This window comes from Lysinibacillus sp. FSL R5-0849 (assembly GCF_038595075.1).
GTDB lineage: Bacteria > Bacillota > Bacilli > Bacillales_A > Planococcaceae > Lysinibacillus > Lysinibacillus fusiformis.
On record NZ_CP152004.1, the window covers coordinates 839,841 to 865,211 of the forward strand.

Here is a 25,371-nt window from a genome sequence, read left to right on the forward strand (position 1 = left end):
GCCGTATTGGGCTTTAGTCAAATCATATTTAGCTGGACGGCCATCATCCCGGTCATTGTCCTACTCTATTATTTCTTTCGAAAAAAATATACAGATCAGACGGTTTCTTCAACACTTTTCTGGTCCGAGATTATGCAGGAAACACGGGTATCTCCGTATTTAAAGCATTTGCAAAAGAATGCCCTACTTTATTTACAGTTACTAGCATTGCTACTCCTTGTGTTGGCACTCATGAATCCCTATGTGAAAAAATCAACGATTGTTGGTGAGCAAACTATATTTATTGTTGATACTTCTGCAACAATGTTAGCTGGTAAGGGGCAATCTACCTTTGACACACATAAACAGGAAATGCTGACGCTTATAGATGAATTAAATGGGAGACCAGTCACGTTAATTACGACTGGTTCAGCACCAAAAGCGATTTTGCAGCAAGAGACAAATGTTAAAGATATCGAAAAAGGTATTAAAGACTTACAAGTAACCTATGAAACGGCAGAAATGGATAAGGCGCTAGATGTGGCACAAGCATTTGTTGGAGATACACCGACTTCAATTTATGTATTTACAGATGCACTCGATAAAAAACAACTACCTATGAACAAGGACTCTGTTAAATGGCTAATAAGAGGTGCTGCGAAGGACTTAACAAATATTGCTATTACTCGATTTGCTGCAACAACAGATGGACAGGCTACAATGGCGCTTGTGCAGCTTCATAATGATACAGACATCGAGCAAAAGGTCACACTAGCATTACTAAATGAAGAGGGTAAAGAGTTAGTAGCTGAGAATATCGCTGTTCCTCCAATGGAAGCGATAACAAAAACCTTTAAGGAGTTACCTTTAGAAAAATCAATGACAGCAATCATTGATGTGCAAGATGATTATGCAGTAGATAATCAACAAACCGTTTTACTACAAACAGCTACTTCAAAAATTGTGGTTGATCAGGGCATGCATCAATTGATTCAAAAAGGGTTTCAATCCGTAAGTACGGGTGTGAAAATCGTTCCGCCTTTACAAGTAGTAGACAATCAGGATGCCACGGTGATCACTAATCAAGCTGAATTGCTGGAAAAGATGGACAAACCTCTTGTGTTATTTGGCCGTGATGATGCCGAAAAGGTAGAGGTAAGTGGCATAGTAAGTACTAAAAGTGATGCTTTATTTGCTTTTAGCGAGCTCAAGGATGTTTATGTTAGCGCCTTGTATCCTGGATTTGTAAATTATGAAACTATCGCTACTGTTGGAGAACAGCCGTTTATACAGCGCTCTCCTAAAGGGGATATCGTCGTCTTAGCAGATATTGCAGATACGGATTGGCCACTACACCCATCATTCCCGTTATTCTTATGGAGTACTGAACAGCAGTTATCAGAATCCATTGGTTCACTCGGTATTTTCACACCAAATGAACAAAGAGTAGTAGCTTTAGCGCAGGAAGACTGGAGTGTATATTCACAAGAAGATGAATTTCTATCATTGGTTACGGATGGTATGCTAACTGCGCCAACAAAACCTGGCATCTATTTTGTGCGTTCTAATAATGAAGAAAAACATTTTATTGTACAATTGCAGGCGCAAGAACGTGTTATTGAACAAGGAACAAGCTATACATTAGGGGATATTTCTGATAACGGAAAGGCTGAGATTTCGAAGGCTTCTTTTGTCCCTTGGCTAATTCTTATTATTTTAGTTTTACTTGTTTCAGAGTGGGAGGTGCAACGACGTCGTGGATTTACGAATTGATATGCCATTAATATTGTTGCTATTACTTCCATTACTCATCTATTTTGGTTGGACCTATTGGCGAGAACGACAGCGACTAAAAAAGAGTCATGCTATCGTACTTATGATTCGCATGCTAGCGGTAGGCTGTTTAGTTTTCGCATTGGCAGGGCCGTATCTTTTATTACCTATAAAAGAAGAACAAATCGTGTATCTAATTGACCGCTCAGCTTCCATGAATGGGACTGAAGATGAGATGGTACAGTTTATACAGGATAGTTTACAATCGAAAAAAGACGAACAGCTTGCAGGGCTGTATTCATTCTCATCAACATTACAAACAGAAGCCATTATGACTAAAACATTAAAGGAAGTACCAAAGTTTACGGAAATAAAGGCTACTGATCAAACGAATATAGAACAAAGCCTGCAACTTGCCACAGGTATTATAGATCCGAAAAAAGCAACACGCTTTGTGCTCTTAACGGACGGCAATGAGACAAAGGGCAATGCTTTAGATTTCGCCACGAAGTTTAAAGGCTCCAATATTAGTGTGGATGTTGTGCCCTTTAGTCAGCCTGTTGTGAATGATGTTTCATTAATAAGCTTTGTGTCCCCACAAGTTGCCTATGTGGGTGAGCAACAACAACTGGTAACAGAAGTGCATGCAACAACAGCTGGACAAGGCGAGCTATTATTATATGAAAATGATGAACTGATTCATCGTGAGGCAGTCGAGCTAGCCGAAGGAACGAATATGTTTACCTATAAACATGCAGCGACTGGTGAAGGGCTGGTGAAATATGAAGCCGTTGTTCAAGTAGGACAAGACGCAATATTTGAAAACAATAAATTAACAAGTGTCACAATGGTACAAAGCGAACCACATTTACTCATTGTGAATGGCTATGAAACAGCTTCACCAATAGCGGCGGCACTTGGTCAGCAATCAATAGCCTATGATATAAAATCACCTGAAAGCTTACCAAATGAACTCTCTAGTTATTTGCAATATAATGCCATTATTTTCGATAATGTACCAGGACATTTAGTCGGTGAGGCGAAAATGAGTGTGATAGAGCAAGCAGTCAAAAACTTTGGTGTTGGTTTTGCAATGGTTGGTGGAGAAAATAGCTTTGGTTTAGGTGGTTATTTTAAAACGCCAATTGAAACATTATTACCTGTTGAAATGGAAATTAAGGGGAAAGAACAATTACCTTCATTAGGACTTGTCATTGTACTAGATCGCTCTGGTAGTATGTCAGGATCCAAGCTAGAGCTTGCAAAGGAAGCAGCAGCACGTTCAGTTGAAATGCTACGTGATGAAGATACATTAGGATTTATAGCATTTGATGATCGACCATGGGAAATTATAGAGACTGGTCCTCTGAACAATAAAGAAGAGGCAGTGGATACCATTTTATCTGTTACACCAGGAGGCGGGACAGAAATCTATGGTTCACTTGCAAAAGCATATGAAAACCTAGCAGATATAAAACTGCAACGTAAGCATATTATTCTTTTAACGGATGGACAATCACAGCCAGGAAATTATGAAGATTTAATTGAACAAGGAAAAGATACTGGAATAACTTTATCAACAGTGGCTATTGGTCAAGATGCGGATGCTAACTTATTGGAAGCTCTGAGTGAGATGGGAAGCGGACGTTTCTACAATGTTATCGATGAGCAAACTATTCCTTCCATTTTATCTCGTGAAACAGCTATGATTTCCCGTACGTACATTGAGGATAACCCATTTTATCCAATACTCTATCATGCAGGGGGATGGAATACGCTATTTGCCAATGGCGTTCCACAAATGAATGCTTATATCGGAACAACCGCAAAGCAGGGTGCTACCGTCGTGGCTGAAAGCGAAAAAGAAGATCCGGTGTTAGCACAATGGCAATACGGTCTTGGCAAAACATTCGCATTCACTTCTGATTCAACAGGAAAGTGGTCGGGCGACTGGGCAAGATGGCAAAACTGGGGCACATTTTGGCAAACGCTTATTTCACAAATGCTCCCAAGTTATAATGATGTTGCCTATGATGTAAGAATAGAATCAGATGGGTCCTTTATGATTACAGATCCTACAAATGAAGCAGCCTTTTTAGATATTGTTGCGGTTAATGAAGCTGGTGAAGAGTTAGACACACAGCTTGAAACTATATCAGCCTCTCAGGTGCGTGCTGTAGTACAAGCTGACCCGGGATTAATCTTCTTCCGTATCGCTGATGAAAAGGAAACGATTTATCAGGCTGGATTAAGTGTTCCCTATAGTGCTGAGTATGAACTTCTTCCTGCTAATGATAAATTAATAGAAGAATTAACCGAACAAACTGGGGGTGCTATTTTAAAAGAACCACAAGAAGTGTTCCGTGACTTTACAAAGCAAGGGGCGGATCGTCAAAACATTGCGACATGGCTTCTCCTTGCAGGTATGCTCTTATTCTTTATTGATATTACAATAAGACGCTTTGGCTGGAATTTCCTAACGAAGCCGAAGAAAAAGGAGCAAATTGTAGAGAATCACCCCGTACAGGCAGAAAACACGAACGTGGCACAATTATTAAAGGGTATGAAAAAACGCCAATAATTTAGTTAGATGAAAGCAGTGCGAATTATTTCGCACTGCTTTTTGTATATGCATGGAGACAAATCCTCTAAGTTATATCAACAACGTTATTTAATAAAAAGAGCGGGAATTAAAATATTTTACTAGCACGGTTTTACGCAAACTGCTAGCTACTACAATACCTAAGATTGCTCCAATTGAACTTGATATTAAAAAGGCAGGCATGAAAAATAAGGCCGCTACGGATGTCCCCATAAGTAACTTTGCATAGGGCACTGCTACAAGCGATGCGAGAAGACCAGTGCCGATCACTTCACCCATACCAGCTAGCCACATTTTACTGCTATATTTATAGGCAAGACCTGCGCATAATGCTCCAATAATACTACCAGGAATGGCTAACAGTGAGCCTGTTCCTGTAAGGATACGAATGATAGCCGTAACAAAGGCAACTACAACTGTAGGTACGGGTCCAAGTATAATGGCTCCTATTACGTTAATAGCGTGCTGCACAGGGTAGGCACGAGCAATCCCAGTTGGAATGGAGATGAACGTAGAGCCTGCAACGGCAATCGCTACTAATAAAGCCATAATTGTTAATTTTCGAATAGACATGATAGGTGCGCTCCTTTTCGTTTTAGCCACTAGGAAAATGAAAAAAGCCGCTTCCTTCAAACGACAGGAAGCGGCCTTGCTTATACACTGAAAATAGCAAGAAGCGCCACTTCCCTCCGCTAGCATGAACTAGATCAGGTTCGAAGGGTCCGTATATAACCATATACGTCTCAGCCTTTAAAAGACTCCCCTAGTGGTAAGTATTTTTTAGAAGTGTAACATACTTCAATCAATAGTCAATAAGCTTTGATGATTAGTGTGAATCTGGATGCATAAGCTGTGGTGCCTTTTTCAATGTCCAAATCAGGGCAAGGAAGAAGCAGGCTAATAAGATAATGGCACCAAAAATATAAGGACTATTCATATTCCAGTCAAATAAGAAACCAGCTAAAGCGGGTCCAATCATATTTCCAAGACTCATATAGGCATTGTTCAAGCCGGCTGCAAACCCTTGCTCTGTTTCAGCAAGTTTTGAGATGAGTGTATTAACAGCTGGACGAATTAATGTTGTTGCCGTAGAGAAGATGGTTGCTACAACTAATATTAGTGCAAAACCTGAAACAAATAATATTAAGAAAATAGCAATGGAGGCAATAAATAAATTGACCAAAACTACTTTCATTTCACCAAAGCGTTTAAAGAGTGGCGTTATGATAAACATCTGTACAATTACCCCAAATGCTCCACCAACCACTAGAATGGTAGCAATATCGCCAGGTGAGTAATTAAATTTTTCTGTCACAAATAGTGATAAGGTTGTTTGGAAGTTAGCAATCCCAAATGAGAATACCATCATAATAATTAACATAACAAAATAAGGCATATGTACAGAGCGAGCCATCTGTTTCACCAGATTATCTTGCTTTTGTCTATTTTGCGCAGTATTTGGCTTTGTAGATGGTAATAAAAAGTACGATAAAATAGACGCTAAAATGGCGGCAGCTCCCGCCATGAAAAATGGAAAATGTAAGCTAACCTTTGCGAGGAAACCACCAATTCCAGGGCCAATCATAAAGCCGAACGACATTGCAGCTCCTAACATACTCATTCCTTTTCCGCGTTCTTCATAAGTTGTCACGTCTGCTACAAAAGCCATAATAGGAGGTGCAACAAATGCAGAGCCAAGGCCACCTAAAAAGCGTGCCAAAAAGAGCATCCAAACATCTGTAGAAAGGCCAAAACCGATTTGTGCAAGTCCTGTTAGTATAAGACCGAAAATAATTAAATTTTTCCGCCCATACAGGTCAGAAAGATTCCCAGCAATTGGAGAAAATACAAATTGTGCCAAGGCGAACGTTGCAATAAGCATGCCTAGAACTTGTCCTGCTGCTCCAAATATTCTTAAATATTCCGGCATTACAGGAATAATAATTCCAATACTCCCCATTGCGATAAACATATTAAACATTAATATATACAAAGCCGCCTTATTGGACTTCTGCTGGGTCATCGAAAAACCCCCTTTATGTAATCAAATATAGTACAGTCTATCATAAAGAATTATGGCTGGCTAATAGTTGAGATTGCTGTAACTGATCCAATCGTTAGAATGGTTTTCCAGAAAAGTTTTTTTCTCAGAAAACTTCACAATGTAATAGTATCTAATTGATTAATAAACATGAATAGTTAGGAGAGCGTATGAACTTTTTGCTAGAAGTAATTTTGTTGAAATGAAATAGCGTGATAAAAGTGAATAATATTGTTTAAGATGAAGCTATGATGGGCATATGTATTGGCACGTAGTATCTATGGTCTTTTCTTGGATCTAGAGGTGAAAATGATTGTTAGCTTAAACATAGACCAAAGGGATTATAGGAGAGGGGGCTGCGAAGATGAACTACTACAGGCTACTAGTAGAATTGCTTTCTAAATATAGTAATACAACTGAATGCTTACATAAAAAGGGCGAATTGGTTTCTAGACCAATTCGCTCTTATAAATTATCGAATACTCATTTTAAATTCTAAAAACAGCTCATTATATTTACCTAAGTAATCTGGGCCTAAGTTTTTATAGACCTCTAATGTATCACGTTGCTCTTCAGAAGGGTAATAGCGTTCATCAGCAACTACTTCAGGGTCCATTAAGTCCATCGCAGCGATATTAGGCGTCGAATAGCCAACATAATCGGCATTTTGAGCACCAGATTCAGCACTTAGCATAAAATTGATAAAGGCATGTGCACCATCAATATTTTTTGAGGTTTTTGGTATAACCATATTATCGAACCATAAATTGGAGCCCTCTTCAGGAACAGCAAAGTCCAACTCTTCATTTTCAGACATCATGTCCGCTGCCTGACCAGACCAAGTGAGGGCCACTGATGCTTCATTATTGATCATTAATGGTGTAATTTCATCCCCAATGATCGCTTTTACGTTTGGCGCAAGTGTAATCAGCTTGTCAGTTGCTTCACGCAATTCATCGTTATCCAATGAATTCAAGGAGTGTCCAAGACTATTTAAACCCATCCCAATCACTTCGCGGGCACCGTCTACTAAAAATACTTTTCTTTTTAATGAAGGATCCCATAAATCGTCCCAGGAGGAGAAATCTAAGTTCCCAACTAGCTTTGGATTATATACAATTCCTACTGTTCCCCAGAAGTAAGGAACTGAAAATTGATTGTTATCATCGAATGGTAAATCTAAAAAGTATGGATCGATATTTTTAAAATTCGGGATTTTTGCTTTGTCTAAAGGAATCAATAAATTATCTTCCTTCATTTTTTCAATCATATACTCAGAAGGGACAGCAATATCATACGCTGTACCACCTTGCTGTATTTTAGTCATCATAGCTTCATTGGAATCAAATGTTTCATAAATGACATGAATACCTGTTTCTTTTTCAAACTCTTTCAATAGATCAGGATCAATATACTCTCCCCAGTTAAAGATGGTTAAAGTGTCTTTTCCACTTTTTCCTCCACCCGCACTTAAGGCGTCAGCAGCATAAAATAAAAGGGCAGAAACAACAAGTATAGCGATGGTCGCTTGAATTAATGACTTCATTGTTGTCCCTCCGTTCTTTTGCTTGTGCGACTTGTAATGAAGTAATAGCCAACCACAACGATAACTGTTACAAAGAATACTAAACCGGAAATAGCGTTAACTGTTAGAGATATTCCCGCGCGAGCCATCGAGTAGATTTCTACCGATAATGTACTGAAGCCATTGCCGGTTACGAAAAATGTCACTGCAAAATCATCTAATGAATACGTAAGAGCTAGGAAGAAACCTGCAAAAATACCTGGCTGAATATAAGGTAAAATGACACGCATCATAATATCCTTTTTGGTTGCTCCTAAATCTAATGCCGCATCAATTAGTGATTTATTCATTTCTAACAATTTAGGTAAAACCATTAACACTACAATGGGTACACTAAACGCTACGTGTGCTAATAATACTGAAGCAAAGCCTAATTTAATGCCCACCATTGTAAATAAGATTAAAAAGCTTGCACCAATGATGACATCTGGACTGACAATTAAAACATTGTTTAAGGACAATAATGTATTACGCATTTTTGAATCCTTGACTGTTACAATACCGATTGCTCCTAACGTTCCAATAATAGTAGAAATTAGAGCTGAAAGTAATGCTACGATAACGGTATTAATTAAAATAACAAGTAGCCTTGAATCTTCAAAAACAGCCTGATAATGCTCTAAAGTAAAGGACTCAAAGTTATTCATGGAGCCACCACTATTGAACGAGTAAAAGATTAAATAGAGAATGGGTGCATACAGAACGATAAAAACAATCGTTAAATAGACTTTGGCTGATGCAGAAAGTTTGTTCATCGTACGCGACCTCCTTTATCTTTTTGTCCCGTAATAAGCATAATGATTACCATAAATAAAATTAAGAACACGGCAATAGTTGAACCCATTCCCCAATTTTGTGTCACAAGGAATTGCTGCTCAATCGCTGTACCAAGGGTGATAACACGATTTCCTGCAATTAAGCGAGTAATCATGAAAAGTGATAGAGCAGGGATAAAGACAACCTGAATACCTGATTTAACGCCATCCATTGTCAATGGCAAAACAACGCGACGGAACGTTGTAAAAGCAGATGCGCCTAAATCACGAGACGCATAAATAAGTGTTGGATTTAAACGATCTAAAGAGTTAAAGATCGGTAAAATCATAAACGGAATAAAAATATACACGGATACAAAAACAAAGCTAATATCTGTAAAGAGCATTTGCTTTGGATCAAAGCCAAACACTTCGATAAATGCATTGATCGGCCCGTATAAACCAAAGATACCGATAAAGGCATATGTTTTTAACAATAAATTAATCCATGAAGGAATAATAATAAGCAATAACCAAAGCTGCTTGTGTTTCGTTTTTGTTAAAAAGTAAGCAGTTGGATATGAAATTAATAATGTAAAGAATGTAATTAAAAATGCATACCAGAACGAGCTTAATGTCATTTTTAAGTAAACAGAAGTGAAGAACGCTTTATAATTATCGAGCGTGAAATTGCCATGTAAATCGAGTAGGGAATAATAAACAACGAGTGCAATCGGCGCGATAACAAAAAGGGCAATCCATAAAACATATGGAAATAACGCTGATTTTGCTGTCTTAGCTTGCATCTTCGTCGTCTCCGTACGATTCTAATCGTTTATCGAACTCTTCCTCTGTTTCATTTAAGCGCATTACATGAATCGCCTCTGGATCAAAGTCTAAGCCAATTTCTGTCCCTACTTCAGCTTTTTTCAACGAATGGACTAGCCATTCATTGCCATCTTTATCATACGTAGATAGCTCATAATGGACGCCACGGAATAATTGTGTATCTACTTTAACAACAAGTTTCCCCTTATCAATAGTCGTCATTTCTAAATCCTCAGGGCGTATAACGATATCAATTTTCTCATTTGGTTTCATACCTTGGTCAACACATTCGAAAATCTTACCCGCAAATTCAACCTTGAAATCTTCTATCATGACACCAGGCACTATATTGGATTCACCGATGAAATCTGCTACGAAGCGATTAATAGGTTCATCATAAATATCTACTGGTGTACCAGATTGTTGAATTTGTCCTTCACTTAAAACAAAAATTTCATCACTCATAGCGAGTGCTTCTTCCTGATCATGCGTAACGAAAACAAAGGTTTTGCCAAGACGTTGCTGTAATTCACGTAATTCGTATTGCATTTCTGTACGTAATTTCAAGTCTAATGCTGAAAGTGGTTCATCCAGTAAAATTACTTCAGGGTCGTTAACGATAGCACGTGCAATCGCTACACGCTGACGCTGACCACCAGACATTTCGGAGATTTCACGATTGCCATAGCCTGCTAAATTGACAAATTTTAAAGCCTCCGCAACACGTTCTTTAATTTCCTTTTCAGGTAACTTCTTAATACGTAGTCCGAATGCGACGTTTTCAAATACATTTAAATGAGGGAACAGCGCATAATCTTGAAAAACAGTATTCACCTGACGTTCATTGGCAGGAACAGAATTTATTTTTTTATCATGGAAAAACACATCCCCTGTTGTAGGCTCTGTGAAACCAGCAATAATTCGTAAAATGGTTGTTTTCCCACAACCAGATGGGCCAAGGAGAGTATAAAATTTGCCCTTTTCAAGCTCCAAGTTAATATTCTTTAAGACAACTGTTCCGTCACTATAAGACTTGGATACATTTTCAAAACGGATAATGGAATTCATTGTCATTGATGCGCCTCCTTAAGCTATAAATATGAATCCGTTGCAACGAGTAAAATTTTCGTTTCAGCAGCATGTGCATTAAAAATTTGGTGATGGTCTGTCGCGTCAAAATAAAGAGCATTGCCTTCACTAGCGATATATTGTTCATTCCCTAAAACGAGACGAATACGCCCTTTCACTACATAAATAAATGTTTCCGAGAGTGATGGCTCAAATTGCTTGAATTCGCCATTGGCTTCAAATGTTAAGAAAATAGGCTCCATTTCTTTTTCGTTGGATGTAGGGATGAGCCATTGAATTTCGTATTTTTTTTCTTCATCCGTAAAGATGGACTGATCTTCCTCTGTATAAACAACCTTTTGTTCAGGTGTTCCATCATCAAAAAATTCCTTAGGTGTCGACCCTAACACTTCTAATATAGAAAAAAGTGTTTCAATAGAAGGTGAATTCAAATCACGTTCTAATTGGGAAATATAGCCCTTACTTAAATCTGTACGTTCTCCAAGTTCCTCTTGGGTAAGACCTTTTTTTAAACGAAGCGCTTTAATTTTTGCTCCTATTTGCATCTTTTCCCTCCTAGAAGAAGTTTAGCAATGATAAACTTTTGAAATATGAAGTTTACTTTAACGAAACTTTTAGTTTACTAAAACCATTACAATTATACATAATAAATAAAAATTTGCAATCGTTTTTTATGAAAAAAATCGCTGTAAAATGTTAAAAAAGGAGTCATAAATGTAGTGGAGAAAAAATTTGTATAAAGGAGAATATAGTTGTCAAAAATAGCTAATAAATAGGATGTAGCAGAAATTCCAATTTTGGATTTGACGATTTTTTGTCGACTCACTACAATCGGGTAATGGGGCGGAGCTTACTTGTTTGAAAAACTACGTTTACTCTGCTATCGTAGAAGACGAGTTCGCTTGTGCGAATGGAATAGAATATATAAACTACATATTTATTCGGAGGGATTTATTATGGCAGAACGCATGGTAGGTAAACAAGCACCTGACTTTACAATGGAAGCAGTACTTTCAGACAAATCATTTGGTAAAGTATCATTAGAAGATATTAAAGCACAAGATAAATGGACAGTACTTTTCTTCTATCCAATGGACTTCACATTTGTATGTCCAACAGAAATCACTGCAATGAGCGATCGTTATGACGAGTTCGAAGACTTAGATGCAGAAGTAATCGGTGTTTCTACTGATACAATCCACACTCACTTAGCGTGGATTAATACAGACCGCACTCAAAATGGTCTTGGTGAATTAAAATATCCATTAGCTGCGGATACAAACCACCAAGTTTCTAAAGATTACGGTGTGTTAATTGAAGAAGAAGGTATCGCGCTACGTGGCTTATTCATCATTAATCCAGAAGGTGAATTAAAATACCAAACAGTATTCGATAATAACATCGGCCGTGATGTTGATGAAACGTTACGTGTACTTCAAGCATTACAAACTGGCGGTCTTTGCCCAGCAAACTGGCGTCCAGGTCAAGCAACTCTATAATAAAATAGAGTTGCGTCATGATGTAACAAATAAAGAGTCCCCACGACATGCTTGTGGGGACTTTTAAGTGAAGTGGCGAGTGCTAATTTACTTTATCTTAGATGGCAATATTTTTTGGGAGGAGTTTTACCCAACATTTAATGTATCTAAAGAACAACGATTTAATAGAGGAGGATTTTTCATGAAACTTCGTGAACAAATGCCAGAGCTAGTTGGCGCAACAACTTGGTTAAATGGTGAAGTAACAAAAGCAGAACTAGTAGGCAAAAAACCAACATTAATCCATTTCTGGTCAGTGAGCTGTCATTTATGTAAAGAAGCTATGCCAGATGTTAATAATTTCCGTGATCAATATAAAGATGAGCTAAATGTTGTAGCAGTACATATGCCACGTTCTGAAGCAGATACTGATTTAGAGACGATTAAGGCAGTAGCGGCTGAGCATGACATTGCGCAACCAATCTTTGTGGATAGCGAAATGAAGTTAACAGATGCTTTTGAAAATCAATATGTACCTGCTTATTTTGTGTTCGATAAAGATGGTCAGCTGCGCCATATGCAAGCTGGTGGTAGCGGTATGAAAATGTTAGAAAAACGTGTAAATCGCGTACTAGACGAAATGCGTAACGCTGAATAATCATAGTTAGTGATGACGGGGATTTAGGTCCTCGTCTTTTTTTATGTTTGAAGCGTTGTCCAACAATGACGAACCGCGTCTTGTTTTGACAATACATATCGCAAAGAATACGCTACAATGATGGTATAGTAGTTTTCGGAGGGATTTTTTATGATGAAAAAAGAGTTTGCGGTCATTGGGCTTGGACGTTTTGGGGGGAGTATAGTTCGTGAATTAATGAGTCAGGGTGCTCAAGTGATGGCAATCGACCATTCTTCAGAGCGTGTAGACGAATTTGCTTCTATTGCTACACAAGCCGTCATTGCAGATTCAACAGATGAATCGGTTCTAAATTCATTAGGTATTCGTAATTTTGAACATGTGATTGTAGCAATTGGTGAAGATATTCAAGCAAGTATTTTAACAACCATTATTTTAAAAGAAATTGGTGTTGAGCAAATTACAGTAAAGGCTCAAAATGATTACCATGAGAAGGTATTGCGGAAAATTGGTGCCGACTTTGTAGTCCATCCTGAAAGAGATATGGGTATTCGTATTGCCAATAATATGCTATCGAATACAGTACTAGATTATTTAGAGCTTTCAGATGAACACTCTATTATGGAATTAAAGGCGAATGATGCTATTGCCGGATATTCGATTATGGATTTAGATATTCGAGCTAAATATGGGATTAACATCGTAGGGATTAAGCGTGGTGCTGATATTATCGTATCACCTCAAGCAAGTGATAAGATTTTATTGGGAGATATTATGCTTGTAATTGGTGCTGATGTTGATATAAATCGTTTTGTAAAAAAGGCATTGAATGGGTAATTGGCAATGACAAAACGAAGATGGAGACTAATTATATTTGCGGCTATTTTACTGATCGGAATTTTTGTTATGCAATCTCGTGAAAAAAATGAGCAGGAAGCGATTTCTCTTATTTTAAATGAAGCTACAAAAATTGATTCAATCGAATTATTCCAAGGGGAACAAACGGTATTTCGAGGGTCTGACGGCGAGGCGAAGAACTTTATTGAAAAATACCCTTTAAGTCATGTAAAGAAGCTTTCTAAAAAAGAACGAGCAATTTTTGAAGAAGAGCCCGCCTATCATATTGTTTATAAAATAAAGGACAAACCGCTTTATGAAGTGGACATTTTAAAGGTAGCGATTAGCTCTGAGCTAAGCGAAGAATTGCAACAAATGGTTTTTCCAATCGGTGACGATCAATATATGATTTATTGGGCTCAAGAGAAAAAAGTTTTAGAACAATCAACCAATACTCAACGTTTACTTGAGCAATATCAACATTAATGAAGGTAGTGACACAGCACGTATGGCTGGTCACTATTTTTTAGTTTATAGAAAAGTAATATTTGGAAAAAATGTTTGATTTCAGTATGGCAGTTCGATTAAACTGTGACATAAAGAAGGGGGTAAAATACATGAGGTTTATGTCTAATCGATGTGTGATCGAACGTATACAATCAAAACATTTCATGGATATTCAAGGGCTCTACACAAATGAAAGCGTCAGAGAGTATCTTGGAGGAATTCCACAAAAAAACTATATCGAAGCTTCCTTTAGAGGCATGCTAGAGGCACCATTTCCTAATACATATTTTTATATCTCATTAAAGAAAACAGGGGAATTTATAGGCCTTGTATCCATCGATGAGTATCATGAGCATGAGATGTATGAACTTTCCTATCAATTTTTACCCGAGTATTGGGGGCGGGGGTTAGCATTTGAAGTTCTAACGCAAGTGATTGAGGAAGGTTTGACGTATTTAAATATCTCCTCTATCGTGGCAGAGACACAAACTGCTAATCGTGCATCTTGTCGACTACTCGAAAAGCTAGGGATGAAAAAAGTACAGGTACTTGAAAGATTTGGTCGAGAGCAAGCGGTCTATAAATTAAAAAAAACGAGTGCTGTCACTAGACAAATTGTTGCCATATCAGGCGGAGGATTCTCTCAGCAAATCCCTTCATTTGTTGACCATTATATTTTGAGTCTAATTAAGACAGCTGAACGCATCAAAATTTGTTTTATTCCAACAGCAAGTAATGATGCACAGGGGTATATCGATAAATTTTATTCAGCTTTTACACATTGTGATGCTACTCATATTTTGCAAGAGGACATGAATGACATACAAATTCGAGAAAAAATATTGGCACAGGATATTATTTATGTAGGCGGAGGAAATACCAAGCATCTTTTAGATAAATGGCATGCCTATCAATTCGGGGAGCTATTGAAGGAAGCTTATAAAAGCGGCGTTATTTTAGCTGGCATGAGTGCTGGGGCAATGTGTTGGTTTGACAAATGCTTTAGTGAAAATCAACACAATCATTATGAGGAATACAACGGACTAGGGATATTATCAGGAACTTTTTGTCCACATTATGATGATCCTGAACGAAGCAGGCTATTTAATAGCTGGCAAAAAAATAATGCAACATTGCAGGCATATACGCTGAATGATGCAGAGACGCTTCATTTTAACAATGAAAAACTAGTTGCTAAAATCCAATGCTATTAAAAGGGAAGAAGATTATGGTCAGGTCAAACATGCTAAAGCTTTAAAAGCAGAGATTGGGGGTTTTAGATAATCTTTTCTAATGGATAAAGACAACAAATAGGAAGTGAGGTACTTTACATGCGAATACGAGAAGCAACAAGAAATGATAGTATTCAAATTATAGCAGTTATGACAAATGCGGAGGCATCCAATCTGATGTTATTTGGTCCTGGCGAGCGAAAAATGGAGCCCGAGACATTTGCAAATTATTTAGAAAAGCTTTATCATAGCCGTCATTCAGCATTATTCGTAGCAGAAATAGATGACAAGGTGGTGGCTTATTTAATTGCACAAGGGAATGAAGCAACAAGAATTGCTCATCGTGCTTATCTTGTCATTGGCATCCATAGTCATTATAGGGGCAGAAAAATTGGATCAGCCTTATTTAATCATGTAGAACAATGGGCTAAAGAGAATGGTATCCATCGTCTCGAGTTAACGGTTATGGAAAATAATGAGGCTGGAGTTGCTTTATATAAGAAAATGGGCTTTGAGATAGAGGGAACGAAACGGGATTCCTTGTATGTGGATGGACAATATATCAATGAATATTACATGTCAAAACTTATCTAAGAAATGGAGTAAAAGATGACGACTATCGGTATTTTTTCACCTTCCTCTCCAGCGACGGTTTCTGCGTCGAAACGTTTTGAGCGTGCAAAAGCATTTCTAGAAGAGAAAAATTTTCATATTGTAGAAGGTTCTCTTACTGGCAAATCTGATTATTATCGCTCAGGCTCACCAAAAAAACGAGCAGAGGAATTAAATGAATTACTCCGCAATCCTAGTGTGGATATTATTATGTCTACGATTGGAGGTACCAATTCCAATAGTATGCTTCCTTATATTGATTATGAGGCTTTCCAACGAAACCCAAAAATGATTATAGGTTACTCTGATGCAACAGCCATTCTACTGGCACTTTATGCGAAGACTGGTATTTCAACATTTTATGGTCCAGCGCTCGTGCCATCCTTTGGTGAGTTTGAACCATTAGTCAACGATACATACAAATTTTTTGAGGAGTATTTCTTGCAGCCTCAAACACTCCCTTATGAAATACAGAAGCCTCCTTATTGGTCAGATGAGCCAGTCAATTGGCTAGAGAAAACAGTAGAGAAAAAGGTAATCAAGAATGAATGGAAAACCGTTCGAGAGGGAGTTGTAGAGGGAAGACTAATGGGGGGGAATGTAAATGCCATGTATGGTTTTATTGGGACACCTTATTTCCCTGTCATTGCTGAAGGTGACATTTTATTAATGGAAGATTGTATGAAAAATGCAGCGATCGTGGAAAAGAATTTTGCGATGCTCAAATTGCACGGAATTTTTGACAAAATAAGTGGAATTATTTTGGGTAAGCATGAATGTTACGATGATCTAGGAACCGGACGCCAACCATCTGATATTTTACTAGAACAATTGGACGGTATAAACATACCTATTTTGGCGGAAGTGGATATTTGTCACACACAGCCTATGCATCCGATAGCAATCGGTAAACGAGTGAGGCTAGATGCTACAGCTAAAAAGATATACTGTATCGAACAATGGTTATAAGTACAAAGCCTTGCTAATTTGGCAAGGCTTTATTTATGATGGATTCCTTACATCATCATCAGTTATAGCGTACATTTTGACATTTTTATATTGTCCTTTAATGAACATACTTTTGCGTAGCAGCCCTTCAAACTGCATTCCGGATTTCTCCATCACTTTTTGAGAACCAATGTTTTCTTCCAAGCATCTCGCTTGAATACGTACGATTTTCAATTCTTTAAATCCAAAGTCAATCAGCTTTTTTGTGGCCTCCGTTGTTAATCCTTTATTCCAATAATCTTCCGAAAGAACATAACCGATTTCCCCCAATTTATGTGTGTGATTAATCGTTACAAAGTCGATGGTTCCGATTAGAGTCCCAGAATATTCAATACCCCAAAGTAAATGATTTTCTTGTTCGTACCCACTTAATATGAGCATCATAAAAGCTTTAGTGTCCTCTATACTTGTATGGGCATGCCATGTAACATAACGGGCTACGTTTTCTCGAGAAGTATAAACGAACATAGCCTCTACATCCTGCTGGGTAATAGGTCTTAAAAGTAGCCTTTCCGTTTTCAAAATGGGTATAGTATATTGCATATGTTTTCCTCCCTTAACATTAGAGTATACAAAAAAGCTGACCTCAGAATGAATGGGGTCAACTTTTTCTAACAGGCAGATGAGGGGATATTTATCATCTGTGGACACATCTTCTAGGCAAAATTTCTCTTTACGGATAGCGCTTATCGGTTGCAGAGGAGTCCTTTGTTTTCGTTTTATGCTGTTCATCTTTGACTTTTTCATTTAGTTCTTCGACAGGTATAGGATCAACAGTTTTCATATCCTCATGTTTATCAAAAATACTTTCCTTCCCTGTATCCAACACATCGGGATTGTTTGTATAGCGAGTTTTTGATTGTTTTTTATTAGTCATTTATGATCACCTCTTACTATACACTTTCACCATTTTACTAGAGTTTAAACATAAGTGTTATTCATAGTCTACCCTTGGATAAAAAACATAAGAAGGGCAGTGAAACAGCCATGACTGTTTCACTGCCCTTTTTCTTAGGATACTATAGTGGCCTTCCCTTGAAGGGCACGTTCTTCCATTGTTACATCAAATTCTTTTTCGGATTTTGATACTACAACACATGCTACGCCATTACCAATTAAATTTGTAACAGCACGAGCCTCAGACATAAAACGATCGACACCAATTAAAAGTGCTATTCCCTCCACTGGTATCATTGGGAAGGCAGCTAAAGTTGCTGCTAATGTAATAAATCCTGACCCAGTTACACCCGCTGCACCTTTAGAAGTAATCATTAAAATTCCAAGTAGTGTAATGATTTGAATCCAAGTTAGGTCCATCCCATATGCTTGTGCAATAAATAAGGCAGCCATTGATAGATAAATGGAAGTCCCATCTAGATTGAAGGAGTACCCAGTAGGAACGACTAAACCTACAACCTGCTTCGAGCAGCCATAATTCTCAAGCTTTCGCATCATAGATGGTAGAGCAGATTCAGAAGAGGAAGTCCCAATTACTAAGAAAATCTCATCTTTAATGTAAGCAATAAATTTAAAGATATTAAATCCAAAGAACTTTGCAATGCCGCCTAAAATAAAGACAACAAATAAAAACATTGTAATATATACGGCAGCCATTAATAGACCTAGATTACCTAAAGATTTTAATCCAAAATTCCCAATTGTATAGGCCATTGCACCAAAAGCTCCGATTGGTGATATTTTCATAACCATACTGACAATCTTGAAGAAAATTTCTGCTACTTGCTCAAAGAATGTGATGACTGGTTTTGCAGGTGCACCGATTGAGGCAGCTGCTAAGCCAAATAAAATAGCAGAAAATAGAACAGGCAATAGTTGACCAGTTGCTAATGCGCCAACTACATTTTCGGGAATAATACTAGAGATAAATGCACCTAAGCCCTGCTCAGATTCAGCTGCAGCAGTTGTATATTTCGAAATATCAGCATCAGATGCACCTGATGTATCTAAACCTGTACCAGGACTTACAATTAAAGCAACAGCAATGCCGATTGCTAAGGCAATTGTAGAAACGATTTCGAAGTAAAGTAATGCTTTACCTCCGATTTTCCCGACCTTTTTCATATCTCCCATACTGCCAATTCCAATAACGACTGTTAGGAAGATAATTGGAGCAATTAACATTTTAATTAATTTAATGAATAGATCTGCTAAGATTTTTAAACTAGCACCAAACTCGGGGAAAATGGCTCCGACAATAATCCCAAGGATGATAGCTACTATAACCTGAACAGTCAAATTTTTCAGTAACTTCATTTTTTGCTACCTCTTTTCTAAATTTTCTCTTTGATATCGCTTTCACTAGAATCATCATAGCGAATACTTCATAAAAAAAGAGATTTAGAAAATAAGAAACATAACGTTCATTAAGTACATTTCCTTATATCCACATATAAATATAGTAAAATCAATAACTATCTCTGTTATGGTACGCTATAGTTAATATATTATTGTTATAATACAAAAGCATAAAGTAATAATAAAGTTCATTATAAATAATCAAATAATAATATTGTTCATTAAATTCAATATTTTCTGCTACTTATATAGACTAAAGTGTTGTCAAAAGAATTTTTTGCAGATAATCTTAAAACCATATCATAAAAAGTGTGTCACTACTAATGAGAATGCGAATTTGAAAGGAAGGAACTATTGAATGATGAAAATGCCTGTGAACGGCAAAATACTGTTAGTGACATTTTTAATCATTGCACTCTCTTTTTTACTAGGTGGTATTTTTGTACTCGGTAACCTATTATCTGAACAGGAAAAAGATTATGGTCAGCGAGCAATGCTTGTAGCACGAACCGTATCGAATGTACCAGAGTTAAGTGTTCATTTGAACAATGACAATATAAAAGAATCCGCGAAAAATATTAATAAAATAGTAGATGGCATTAGGGTGATTAATAAAGCAGAGTATATTGTTGTGATGAATATGGAACGTATTAAATTATCACATCCAGTAAGTAAGGAATTAGGAGAGCGTAGTGAGTCGCAGGATTTAAATGCAGCATTTAGTGAGCATTATTATGTATCAAAGGCACGTGGAGAATCGGGTGTTATGATACGCGCTTTTGTGCCCATTATAAATGACAAAAGGGAACAAGTGGGGATTGTAGTAGTAGGCTATTCATTACCAACTTTGCTAGAAATGCTACAAAGCTATGAGCGAGAAATTATGATTACCATTGTTATCTCGCTGATTTTCAGTATTTTTGGTGCATATACACTTGGAAGGCATATAAAAAAACAAATGTTTGGACTTGAACCTCATGAAATTGCAAAAATGTATGTGGAAAGAACAGAAACGTTTAATGCTATGCATGAAGGAATAATAGCCGTTGATAAGGAAATGAATATAACGATTTTTAATGAGAAAGCGGCTGTTATTTTAGGCGTTACTAGGAAAATAGAGGACTGTATTGGACAAAAAATTTATGATGTTTTGCCCGATACCCGTTTGCCTGAAATTGTTGAAACAGCAACACCTGTTTATAATCAAGAGCTGTACATTAATCATCATAGTATCTTAAGTAATCGTGTACCCATTATTGTGAATGGCGAGTTAGTCGGTGCAGTTGCTATGTTTAAGGATTTAACAACTGTGAAAAAGCTTGCGGAGGAAGTAACAGGTGTAAAGGCCTTTGTTCAAGCATTACGTGTGCAAACCCATGAGCATAAAAATAAGATTCATACAATTGCTGGGCTATTACAATTGGGACATACAAAGCAAGCGCTTGAATATGTTACAGTCACTACTGAAATTGAAGCATCCTTGACGAAATTTTTAAACGAACGCTTTCATAATGAAAATATTTCAGGTTTGCTATTAAGTAAAGTAAGCTATGGAAAAGAGCTTGGTATCGAGGTTGAGATTGATCGAAAAAGCCATTTTAAACGCTTTCCTCCTCTATTAGATCACCATGATTTTGTTGTGTTACTGGGCAATTTAATCGAAAATGCTTTTGAGGCTTTAAATGTCCTTTCGAAGGAAGATAAGTATGTAGCCATCTCTGTAGATGAGCATGATGGCGTCTTAGCGATAGCAGTTTCCGATAATGGAATTGGCATGTCCAAAGAGGTACAGGATCGTATGTTTGAAAATGGATTTTCGTCAAAGGCTAATGAAAATCGGGGCATTGGCTTGCATTTAGTCTATGAAATTGTAAGAAAAGGCAATGGAGATATTGAAGTAGTGAGTGAATTTATGAAAGGAACAAGTTTCTTAATTTTATTTGAGTTAGGAGAAGTATAGATGGATGTAATAAATGTCTTATTAATTGAAGATGATCCAATGGTACGTGAAGTGAACAGGCAATTTATTGAGCAAATCCAAGGTTTTTCATTAGTTGGCTATGCTAGTAATGGTATTGAGGGAATTCAAAAAATTAAACAATTAACCCCTGAGCTTGTCTTTATGGACATTTTTATGCCAGAGCAAGATGGCATTATTACGTTAGGGAAAATCAGAGAGGAGCATCTTCCTGTCGATGTGATCGCGGTAACTGCCGCGAATGATATGCCCACTGTGCAACGTATTTTACACTTAGGTGTATATGATTATATTATGAAGCCTTTTACATTTGAGCGGATTGAGCAAACTTTAAAAAATTATCAAAGCTACAGGAAAAAAATAAGCGGTATGCAGGATTTAACCCAACATGATGTAGACCATCTTATGCAGCAACGTCTTCCGGAGCAAGTTGTCGTTACAACGACAGGAGCGGAAGCAATGATTATAGCGGAGCTACCAAAAGGGTTTAATCGAGCTACTTTAGATAAGGTACTTGCCTATATTCAAACAAGTGGAGGGGCAGTATCTGCCGAGGAGGTATCTACTTATATAGGTACAGCACGTGTTACAGCTAGACGCTATCTTGATTTTTTAGAAAAGCAAAATCTATTAAAAGTAGATATCCAATATGGAAGTGTAGGACGTCCTATTCATCGTTATTATATTTAATCATTAGTTTTCTAGATTTATAGGTGGAAAAGTAATCCCCTTTACATGTATGTGACTCTAAAAAATAGAGCCCATATAGTCATTTTTATTTCTCTAATATATAGAGGGATGAAAATGGCCTTTTTTGTTGTTGGCAATTTAGGAGCGTAACATTGAGCAATAGTTTATTTACTAGTATGAATAGTAGTACCTTACTTTGACAATACATATAGCAAAGAATACGTTACAATATGGAAATGGTCCGTTACCTTAAAAAGTAAAATGGTTTAGGTAAAAGAAAATTTTTAAGTTAGCTTATGGGAAGTAGGTTAGGCATATGTTTAACGTTCGAAAAGAGGCACTGTTGAAATTTTTGAAAATATTATTCCCAGTAATACTTTTGGCGATTGCTATTTATGAAATTCAACAAACAGTGAGTGGGATAGATGTTCATTTACTACAAAAAGAAGTGAATGAGCTGCAGCTATGGGAGCTTTTATTAATTTTTCTGATCACCTTTGTCGCGATTACGCCAATGATATTTTACGATGTTATTTTAGTAAATATATTAGGTATTAAAATCAATAAACGTAATTTGCTTAATCATTCATTTATTGTCAATACTTTTTCAAATCTTATTGGCTTTGGCGGGTTAGTAGGTATATTCTTACGTGATTACTTTTATTCAAAATATAAAGAAGATAAAGAAGGCATGATAAAAAGTATTGCTTCGGTAACACTGTTTTATTTAACTGGAATTTCTTTGTTAACGTGGGTTATGTATATATTCTTTTGGGATTTTCCGTTGCTCAAAGAAGAGCGATGGTTATCGATTGCTGTTATACTGGTCAGCCTATATGTACTAGCTTTTTGGGCGACGTATCTGATTCGCTATAAAAAGGAAAGTTCTTTAAAACCAAAACTATCTCTTCAATTAATGATCACTTCAGTAGCAGAGTGGCTAGCTGTATTTTTCGTGATCTGGGCTTTAACACTTATCGTGAAGATTCCAATTGGTTTATCAGCATTAATTCCCATATTTTTAATTGCTTCTAGTGCAGGAATAGTCAGTATGATACCTGGCGGAGTTGGCTCCTTTGATCTCGTTTTTTTATGGGGAACACAAAGTATAGGAATTGCTGATGAAAAGGTGCTGTTTCTATTAATTTTGTACCGTGTCGGCTATTTTGTTCTACCATTTTTAGTTTCCGTACTCTTATTTATTAAAGAATATTGGATGCGTTGGAATGAATCTTGGGATGACTTACCTACTATTATTTTTCAGAAACTCAGCCATACGCTATTAACCATATTGGTGTTTATAGCTGGCATTATTTTATTGCTATCTGCAGCTTTGCCTGGGGTACTAAGTCGTCTAAAAATTGCTCAGGAGTTTTTATCCTCGCCCATTATGAATGTATCCCATCAATTGACCGTGGCAGCTGGCTTTATACTGTTAGGATTATGTAGGGGAATCAAATACAAAGTAAAAAGGGCATACCAGCTCGCGATTGTGGTGCTAAGTAGTTCGGCGCTATTTTCAATTTTTAAGGGTTTTGATTATGAGGAAGCGATTTTTTTAGTCATTGTCGCAGTGTTATTAATGGTGTCCAAAAAGCAGTTTTATCGAGAAAGTTATGTTTTGACGTGGGGGATTGTCATAATTGACCTTGCTGTAGTAACTGTTATCACAGCGATGTATGTGGTAATTGGCTATGTCAATTTACCCTCGGCTAAAATTCATTTTCCTAGTGCCCTACAAGACTATATGATAACCGATTATCAGGACCTCTTTAATAGTGCGATCATCGGCATTCTGATCGCCATTGTTATTTTTTATATAGGTTATTTTATACGGACACCTAAAAAAATGGTAAAGCTTTTATCTAAAGAGCAGGAGGAAGCTATTAAAGATCATTTGAAGTCCTATGGAGGAACGGAGTATTCACATTTGATTTTTTTGCATGATAAATTTGTACATTGGAATGAAAAAGGAACTGTTTTATTCTCTTATCAAATTTATGCAGATAAGATTATCGTTCTTGGAGATCCGGTTGGTAATGAATCTGATTTTTTATCTGCTATCCAGGAATTTTTGGAATTGGCTGATCGTCATGGCTATACACCTGTCTTTTATGAAATTAACAATAAAATTTTCTCTGCATTACACGAGTATGGATATAGTTTCTTTAAGCTTGGCGAGGAAGCCTTTGTAGATTTAGAGAAATTTACGTTCACGGGTAAAGAAATGAAGGGCAGTCGAGCGATAAGAAATAAGTTTGAACGGGAAAATTATATAGTAGAAATAATGAGTCCTCCTTATTCTCAGGAAGTCATGAAGGAATTGAAAGAGGTTTCAACAAAATGGTTGCAGGGAAGGGCAGAGAAAGGTTTTTCACTTGGTTTTTTTGATGAACACTATTTAAGCACTTCCAAGATTGCTGTTTTACGTGGCGCGCAAGGAACGTTCGGCTTTGCTAGTATTATGCCTATGTATGATCAAGGCGAAAGGGTGTCAGTAGATCTGATGCGTTTTAAGCCAGGATCACCATCTGGAACAATGGATTTCATTTTCCTATCATTATTTGAATGGGCAAAATCGGAGGGCTATCGTGACTTTAATATGGGGATGTCGCCTTTATCCAATGTCGGACAGTCTAGATATTCCTTTTTAAGTGAAAAAATAGCTGCGCAAATCTTTCTACACGGACAGCATTTTTATCATTTTAAAGGATTAAAAAACTTCAAGTTAAAATATGCAGATTTTTGGGTACCCAAATATGTAGCCTATCGGAAAAAATCTTCATTACCATTCACGATGGCACAAATCACATTGTTAATCGGGCAAAAGAGGAAAAAGTAAGTCATGTAGACTTAATAATTTTTTTACGTGAATAGATATCATTCAGGTATTGAAGCAAGAAAGCAGGGCTTTCAACTGTAGGAAAACTCAATGATTTTTGAGTTTTCCTACAGTCTTTTTTCTTTTACAATGAAATAAAGTAACGCCTTTGATTTCCACTACGGGCGGACGCTTTCCGCGGGCGGGGTCGAGCTGCTTCCCTCGCTGCGCTCAGTCCAGGATCTCGACTTTCCCGCTTTTCCCGCAGGAGTCACCGCCCTCCGTTCCAATCAACTTCTACATAAAAACTCCGTATTCAGGAAAAGCATGGTATGCGATGGACAACCTTAAGAGGTCCTGAAAAATTGTCCATGCAGGCGATGCTTACATTTGCTGCCATGAAATAGCAACTATGCTCGAAGAATATATTGAAAATGGCAGTTATTTACCAAATATTGAAAAATAAAAAAGAAGGAAAAATGACAAAAGCCGTCTAGACTGAACTTCTCGATGACTTTTGTCAACAGTCTGAGCCCTGCATAAAGCAGGCTTTTTAGCGTCTAAAATATAAAAGCTAAGTTTTAATTATTTTTTTATCAACAG

The 25,371-nt window shown here is 37.1% G+C and carries 22 protein-coding genes and 1 riboswitch; of the genes, 12 read left to right on the forward strand and 10 right to left on the reverse strand.

The features are described 5' to 3' along the window. The first annotated feature begins 6 nt into the window (after positions 1 to 6). Positions 7 to 1,752 carry a BatA and WFA domain-containing protein gene (locus MKY80_RS03880; protein WP_342532104.1) on the forward strand — a complete coding sequence of 582 codons (1,746 nt, stop codon included), beginning with the start codon at positions 7 to 9 and terminating at the stop codon, positions 1,750 to 1,752. Beyond that, a complete protein-coding gene (locus MKY80_RS03885) occupies positions 1,736 to 4,333 on the forward strand; it encodes a VWA domain-containing protein (RefSeq protein ID WP_342532106.1) in 2,598 nt (865 codons plus the stop codon). Before MKY80_RS03880 ends, MKY80_RS03885 begins: the two co-directional genes overlap by 17 nt. 90 nt (positions 4,334 to 4,423) lie before the next feature. Here MKY80_RS03885 and thiW read toward each other — a convergent pair whose 3' ends face one another. The 7 genes from thiW to MKY80_RS03920 form a co-directional block, all read right to left on the reverse strand. Further along, positions 4,424 to 4,927, reverse strand: coding sequence for an energy coupling factor transporter S component ThiW (thiW, locus tag MKY80_RS03890; RefSeq protein ID WP_043989689.1), 504 nt, complete (start codon positions 4,925 to 4,927; stop codon positions 4,424 to 4,426). Positions 4,928 to 5,021: 94 nt separating this feature from the next. Further along, a riboswitch (TPP riboswitch) is annotated at positions 5,022 to 5,129 on the reverse strand. 51 nt (positions 5,130 to 5,180) lie between these two features. Continuing rightward, the gene (locus MKY80_RS03895; protein WP_043989688.1) at positions 5,181 to 6,377 is read right to left on the reverse strand and encodes a tetracycline resistance MFS efflux pump; all 1,197 of its coding nucleotides are present in this window, start codon (positions 6,375 to 6,377) and stop codon (positions 5,181 to 5,183) included. Between the two features lie 490 nt (positions 6,378 to 6,867). Then, positions 6,868 to 7,941 carry a spermidine/putrescine ABC transporter substrate-binding protein gene (locus tag MKY80_RS03900; protein ID WP_008174091.1) on the reverse strand — a complete coding sequence of 358 codons (1,074 nt, stop codon included), beginning with the start codon at positions 7,939 to 7,941 and terminating at the stop codon, positions 6,868 to 6,870. Further along, on the reverse strand, positions 7,938 to 8,735 hold the full coding sequence (locus tag MKY80_RS03905; RefSeq protein ID WP_008174089.1) for an ABC transporter permease: 798 nt from the start codon (positions 8,733 to 8,735) through the stop codon (positions 7,938 to 7,940). Before MKY80_RS03905 ends, MKY80_RS03900 begins: the two co-directional genes overlap by 4 nt. Further along, positions 8,732 to 9,541 (reverse strand): ABC transporter permease, encoded by an 810-nt coding sequence (locus MKY80_RS03910; RefSeq protein WP_089985219.1) that lies wholly within the window; start codon positions 9,539 to 9,541, stop codon positions 8,732 to 8,734. The genes MKY80_RS03905 and MKY80_RS03910 overlap by 4 nt, the downstream gene beginning before the upstream one ends. Then, on the reverse strand, positions 9,531 to 10,637 hold the full coding sequence (locus tag MKY80_RS03915) for an ABC transporter ATP-binding protein (RefSeq protein ID WP_043989687.1): 1,107 nt from the start codon (positions 10,635 to 10,637) through the stop codon (positions 9,531 to 9,533). Before MKY80_RS03915 ends, MKY80_RS03910 begins: the two co-directional genes overlap by 11 nt. A gap of 17 nt (positions 10,638 to 10,654) precedes the next feature. Continuing rightward, entirely contained in the window at positions 10,655 to 11,197 is a 543-nt protein-coding gene (locus MKY80_RS03920) for an XRE family transcriptional regulator (RefSeq protein WP_008174085.1), read from the reverse strand. A gap of 411 nt (positions 11,198 to 11,608) precedes the next feature. On the opposite strand from MKY80_RS03920, the gene MKY80_RS03925 reads away from it, so the two are divergent. The 7 genes from MKY80_RS03925 (at position 11,609) to MKY80_RS03955 (ending at position 16,924) form a co-directional block, all read left to right on the forward strand. Then, positions 11,609 to 12,151, forward strand: a complete 543-nt coding sequence (locus tag MKY80_RS03925; protein ID WP_008174083.1) for a peroxiredoxin — start codon at positions 11,609 to 11,611, stop codon at positions 12,149 to 12,151. A gap of 181 nt (positions 12,152 to 12,332) precedes the next feature. Further along, positions 12,333 to 12,788: a TlpA disulfide reductase family protein gene (locus MKY80_RS03930; protein WP_025113759.1), complete on the forward strand. Its 456-nt coding sequence runs from the start codon at positions 12,333 to 12,335 to the stop codon at positions 12,786 to 12,788. 153 nt (positions 12,789 to 12,941) lie between these two features. Then, positions 12,942 to 13,604 carry a TrkA family potassium uptake protein gene (locus MKY80_RS03935; RefSeq protein WP_004224679.1) on the forward strand — a complete coding sequence of 221 codons (663 nt, stop codon included), beginning with the start codon at positions 12,942 to 12,944 and terminating at the stop codon, positions 13,602 to 13,604. A 6-nt stretch (positions 13,605 to 13,610) separates the two neighbouring features. Then, complete coding sequence (locus MKY80_RS03940) at positions 13,611 to 14,090, forward strand: hypothetical protein (protein WP_043989686.1); 480 nt, start codon at positions 13,611 to 13,613, stop codon at positions 14,088 to 14,090. Between the two features lie 131 nt (positions 14,091 to 14,221). Further along, on the forward strand, positions 14,222 to 15,325 hold the full coding sequence (locus MKY80_RS03945; protein ID WP_107921541.1) for a GNAT family N-acetyltransferase: 1,104 nt from the start codon (positions 14,222 to 14,224) through the stop codon (positions 15,323 to 15,325). A 117-nt stretch (positions 15,326 to 15,442) separates the two neighbouring features. After that, on the forward strand, positions 15,443 to 15,937 hold the full coding sequence (locus MKY80_RS03950; RefSeq protein WP_107921540.1) for a GNAT family N-acetyltransferase: 495 nt from the start codon (positions 15,443 to 15,445) through the stop codon (positions 15,935 to 15,937). A gap of 15 nt (positions 15,938 to 15,952) precedes the next feature. Next, positions 15,953 to 16,924, forward strand: coding sequence for a S66 peptidase family protein (locus MKY80_RS03955; RefSeq protein ID WP_089985226.1), 972 nt, complete (start codon positions 15,953 to 15,955; stop codon positions 16,922 to 16,924). Between the two features lie 33 nt (positions 16,925 to 16,957). Here the strand turns inward: MKY80_RS03955 and MKY80_RS03960 are convergent, their stop codons facing one another. From MKY80_RS03960 to MKY80_RS03970, 3 genes are all read right to left on the reverse strand, one after another. After that, the gene (locus MKY80_RS03960) at positions 16,958 to 17,506 is read right to left on the reverse strand and encodes a GNAT family protein (protein WP_342532119.1); all 549 of its coding nucleotides are present in this window, start codon (positions 17,504 to 17,506) and stop codon (positions 16,958 to 16,960) included. A 130-nt stretch (positions 17,507 to 17,636) separates the two neighbouring features. Further along, positions 17,637 to 17,840 (reverse strand): hypothetical protein, encoded by a 204-nt coding sequence (locus MKY80_RS03965; RefSeq protein ID WP_012293071.1) that lies wholly within the window; start codon positions 17,838 to 17,840, stop codon positions 17,637 to 17,639. Between the two features lie 134 nt (positions 17,841 to 17,974). Beyond that, the gene (locus tag MKY80_RS03970) at positions 17,975 to 19,237 is read right to left on the reverse strand and encodes a dicarboxylate/amino acid:cation symporter (RefSeq protein ID WP_036123616.1); all 1,263 of its coding nucleotides are present in this window, start codon (positions 19,235 to 19,237) and stop codon (positions 17,975 to 17,977) included. Positions 19,238 to 19,637: 400 nt separating this feature from the next. Here MKY80_RS03970 and MKY80_RS03975 point away from each other — a divergent pair, with 400 nt between their 5' ends. The 3 genes from MKY80_RS03975 (at position 19,638) to mprF (ending at position 24,789) form a co-directional block, all read left to right on the forward strand. After that, positions 19,638 to 21,239: a sensor histidine kinase gene (locus MKY80_RS03975; protein ID WP_089985231.1), complete on the forward strand. Its 1,602-nt coding sequence runs from the start codon at positions 19,638 to 19,640 to the stop codon at positions 21,237 to 21,239. Further along, positions 21,240 to 21,947 (forward strand): response regulator, encoded by a 708-nt coding sequence (locus MKY80_RS03980; RefSeq protein ID WP_008174055.1) that lies wholly within the window; start codon positions 21,240 to 21,242, stop codon positions 21,945 to 21,947. It begins immediately after the preceding gene. A 316-nt stretch (positions 21,948 to 22,263) separates the two neighbouring features. Further along, positions 22,264 to 24,789: a bifunctional lysylphosphatidylglycerol flippase/synthetase MprF gene (gene mprF / locus MKY80_RS03985; RefSeq protein WP_342532123.1), complete on the forward strand. Its 2,526-nt coding sequence runs from the start codon at positions 22,264 to 22,266 to the stop codon at positions 24,787 to 24,789. The last annotated feature ends 582 nt before the right edge of the window (positions 24,790 to 25,371 follow it).

What these genes read in the sequence shown, in the direction of transcription:
- thiW (WP_043989689.1), bottom strand. Translation starts at nt 4,927, where the DNA reads ATGTCTATTCGAAAATTAACAATTATGGCTTTATTAGTAGCGATTGCC.
- MKY80_RS03895 (WP_043989688.1), bottom strand. Translation starts at nt 6,377, where the DNA reads ATGACCCAGCAGAAGTCCAATAAGGCGGCTTTGTATATATTAATGTTT.
- MKY80_RS03900 (WP_008174091.1), bottom strand. Translation starts at nt 7,941, where the DNA reads ATGAAGTCATTAATTCAAGCGACCATCGCTATACTTGTTGTTTCTGCC.
- MKY80_RS03905 (WP_008174089.1), bottom strand. Translation starts at nt 8,735, where the DNA reads ATGAACAAACTTTCTGCATCAGCCAAAGTCTATTTAACGATTGTTTTT.
- MKY80_RS03910 (WP_089985219.1), bottom strand. Translation starts at nt 9,541, where the DNA reads ATGCAAGCTAAGACAGCAAAATCAGCGTTATTTCCATATGTTTTATGG.
- MKY80_RS03915 (WP_043989687.1), bottom strand. Translation starts at nt 10,637, where the DNA reads ATGACAATGAATTCCATTATCCGTTTTGAAAATGTATCCAAGTCTTAT.
- MKY80_RS03920 (WP_008174085.1), bottom strand. Translation starts at nt 11,197, where the DNA reads ATGCAAATAGGAGCAAAAATTAAAGCGCTTCGTTTAAAAAAAGGTCTT.
- MKY80_RS03925 (WP_008174083.1), top strand. Translation starts at nt 11,609, where the DNA reads ATGGCAGAACGCATGGTAGGTAAACAAGCACCTGACTTTACAATGGAA.
- MKY80_RS03930 (WP_025113759.1), top strand. Translation starts at nt 12,333, where the DNA reads ATGAAACTTCGTGAACAAATGCCAGAGCTAGTTGGCGCAACAACTTGG.
- MKY80_RS03935 (WP_004224679.1), top strand. Translation starts at nt 12,942, where the DNA reads ATGAAAAAAGAGTTTGCGGTCATTGGGCTTGGACGTTTTGGGGGGAGT.
- MKY80_RS03940 (WP_043989686.1), top strand. Translation starts at nt 13,611, where the DNA reads ATGACAAAACGAAGATGGAGACTAATTATATTTGCGGCTATTTTACTG.
- MKY80_RS03945 (WP_107921541.1), top strand. Translation starts at nt 14,222, where the DNA reads ATGAGGTTTATGTCTAATCGATGTGTGATCGAACGTATACAATCAAAA.
- MKY80_RS03950 (WP_107921540.1), top strand. Translation starts at nt 15,443, where the DNA reads ATGCGAATACGAGAAGCAACAAGAAATGATAGTATTCAAATTATAGCA.
- MKY80_RS03955 (WP_089985226.1), top strand. Translation starts at nt 15,953, where the DNA reads ATGACGACTATCGGTATTTTTTCACCTTCCTCTCCAGCGACGGTTTCT.
- MKY80_RS03960 (WP_342532119.1), bottom strand. Translation starts at nt 17,506, where the DNA reads ATGCAATATACTATACCCATTTTGAAAACGGAAAGGCTACTTTTAAGA.
- MKY80_RS03965 (WP_012293071.1), bottom strand. Translation starts at nt 17,840, where the DNA reads ATGACTAATAAAAAACAATCAAAAACTCGCTATACAAACAATCCCGAT.
- MKY80_RS03970 (WP_036123616.1), bottom strand. Translation starts at nt 19,237, where the DNA reads ATGAAGTTACTGAAAAATTTGACTGTTCAGGTTATAGTAGCTATCATC.
- MKY80_RS03975 (WP_089985231.1), top strand. Translation starts at nt 19,638, where the DNA reads ATGATGAAAATGCCTGTGAACGGCAAAATACTGTTAGTGACATTTTTA.
- MKY80_RS03980 (WP_008174055.1), top strand. Translation starts at nt 21,240, where the DNA reads ATGGATGTAATAAATGTCTTATTAATTGAAGATGATCCAATGGTACGT.
- mprF (WP_342532123.1), top strand. Translation starts at nt 22,264, where the DNA reads ATGTTTAACGTTCGAAAAGAGGCACTGTTGAAATTTTTGAAAATATTA.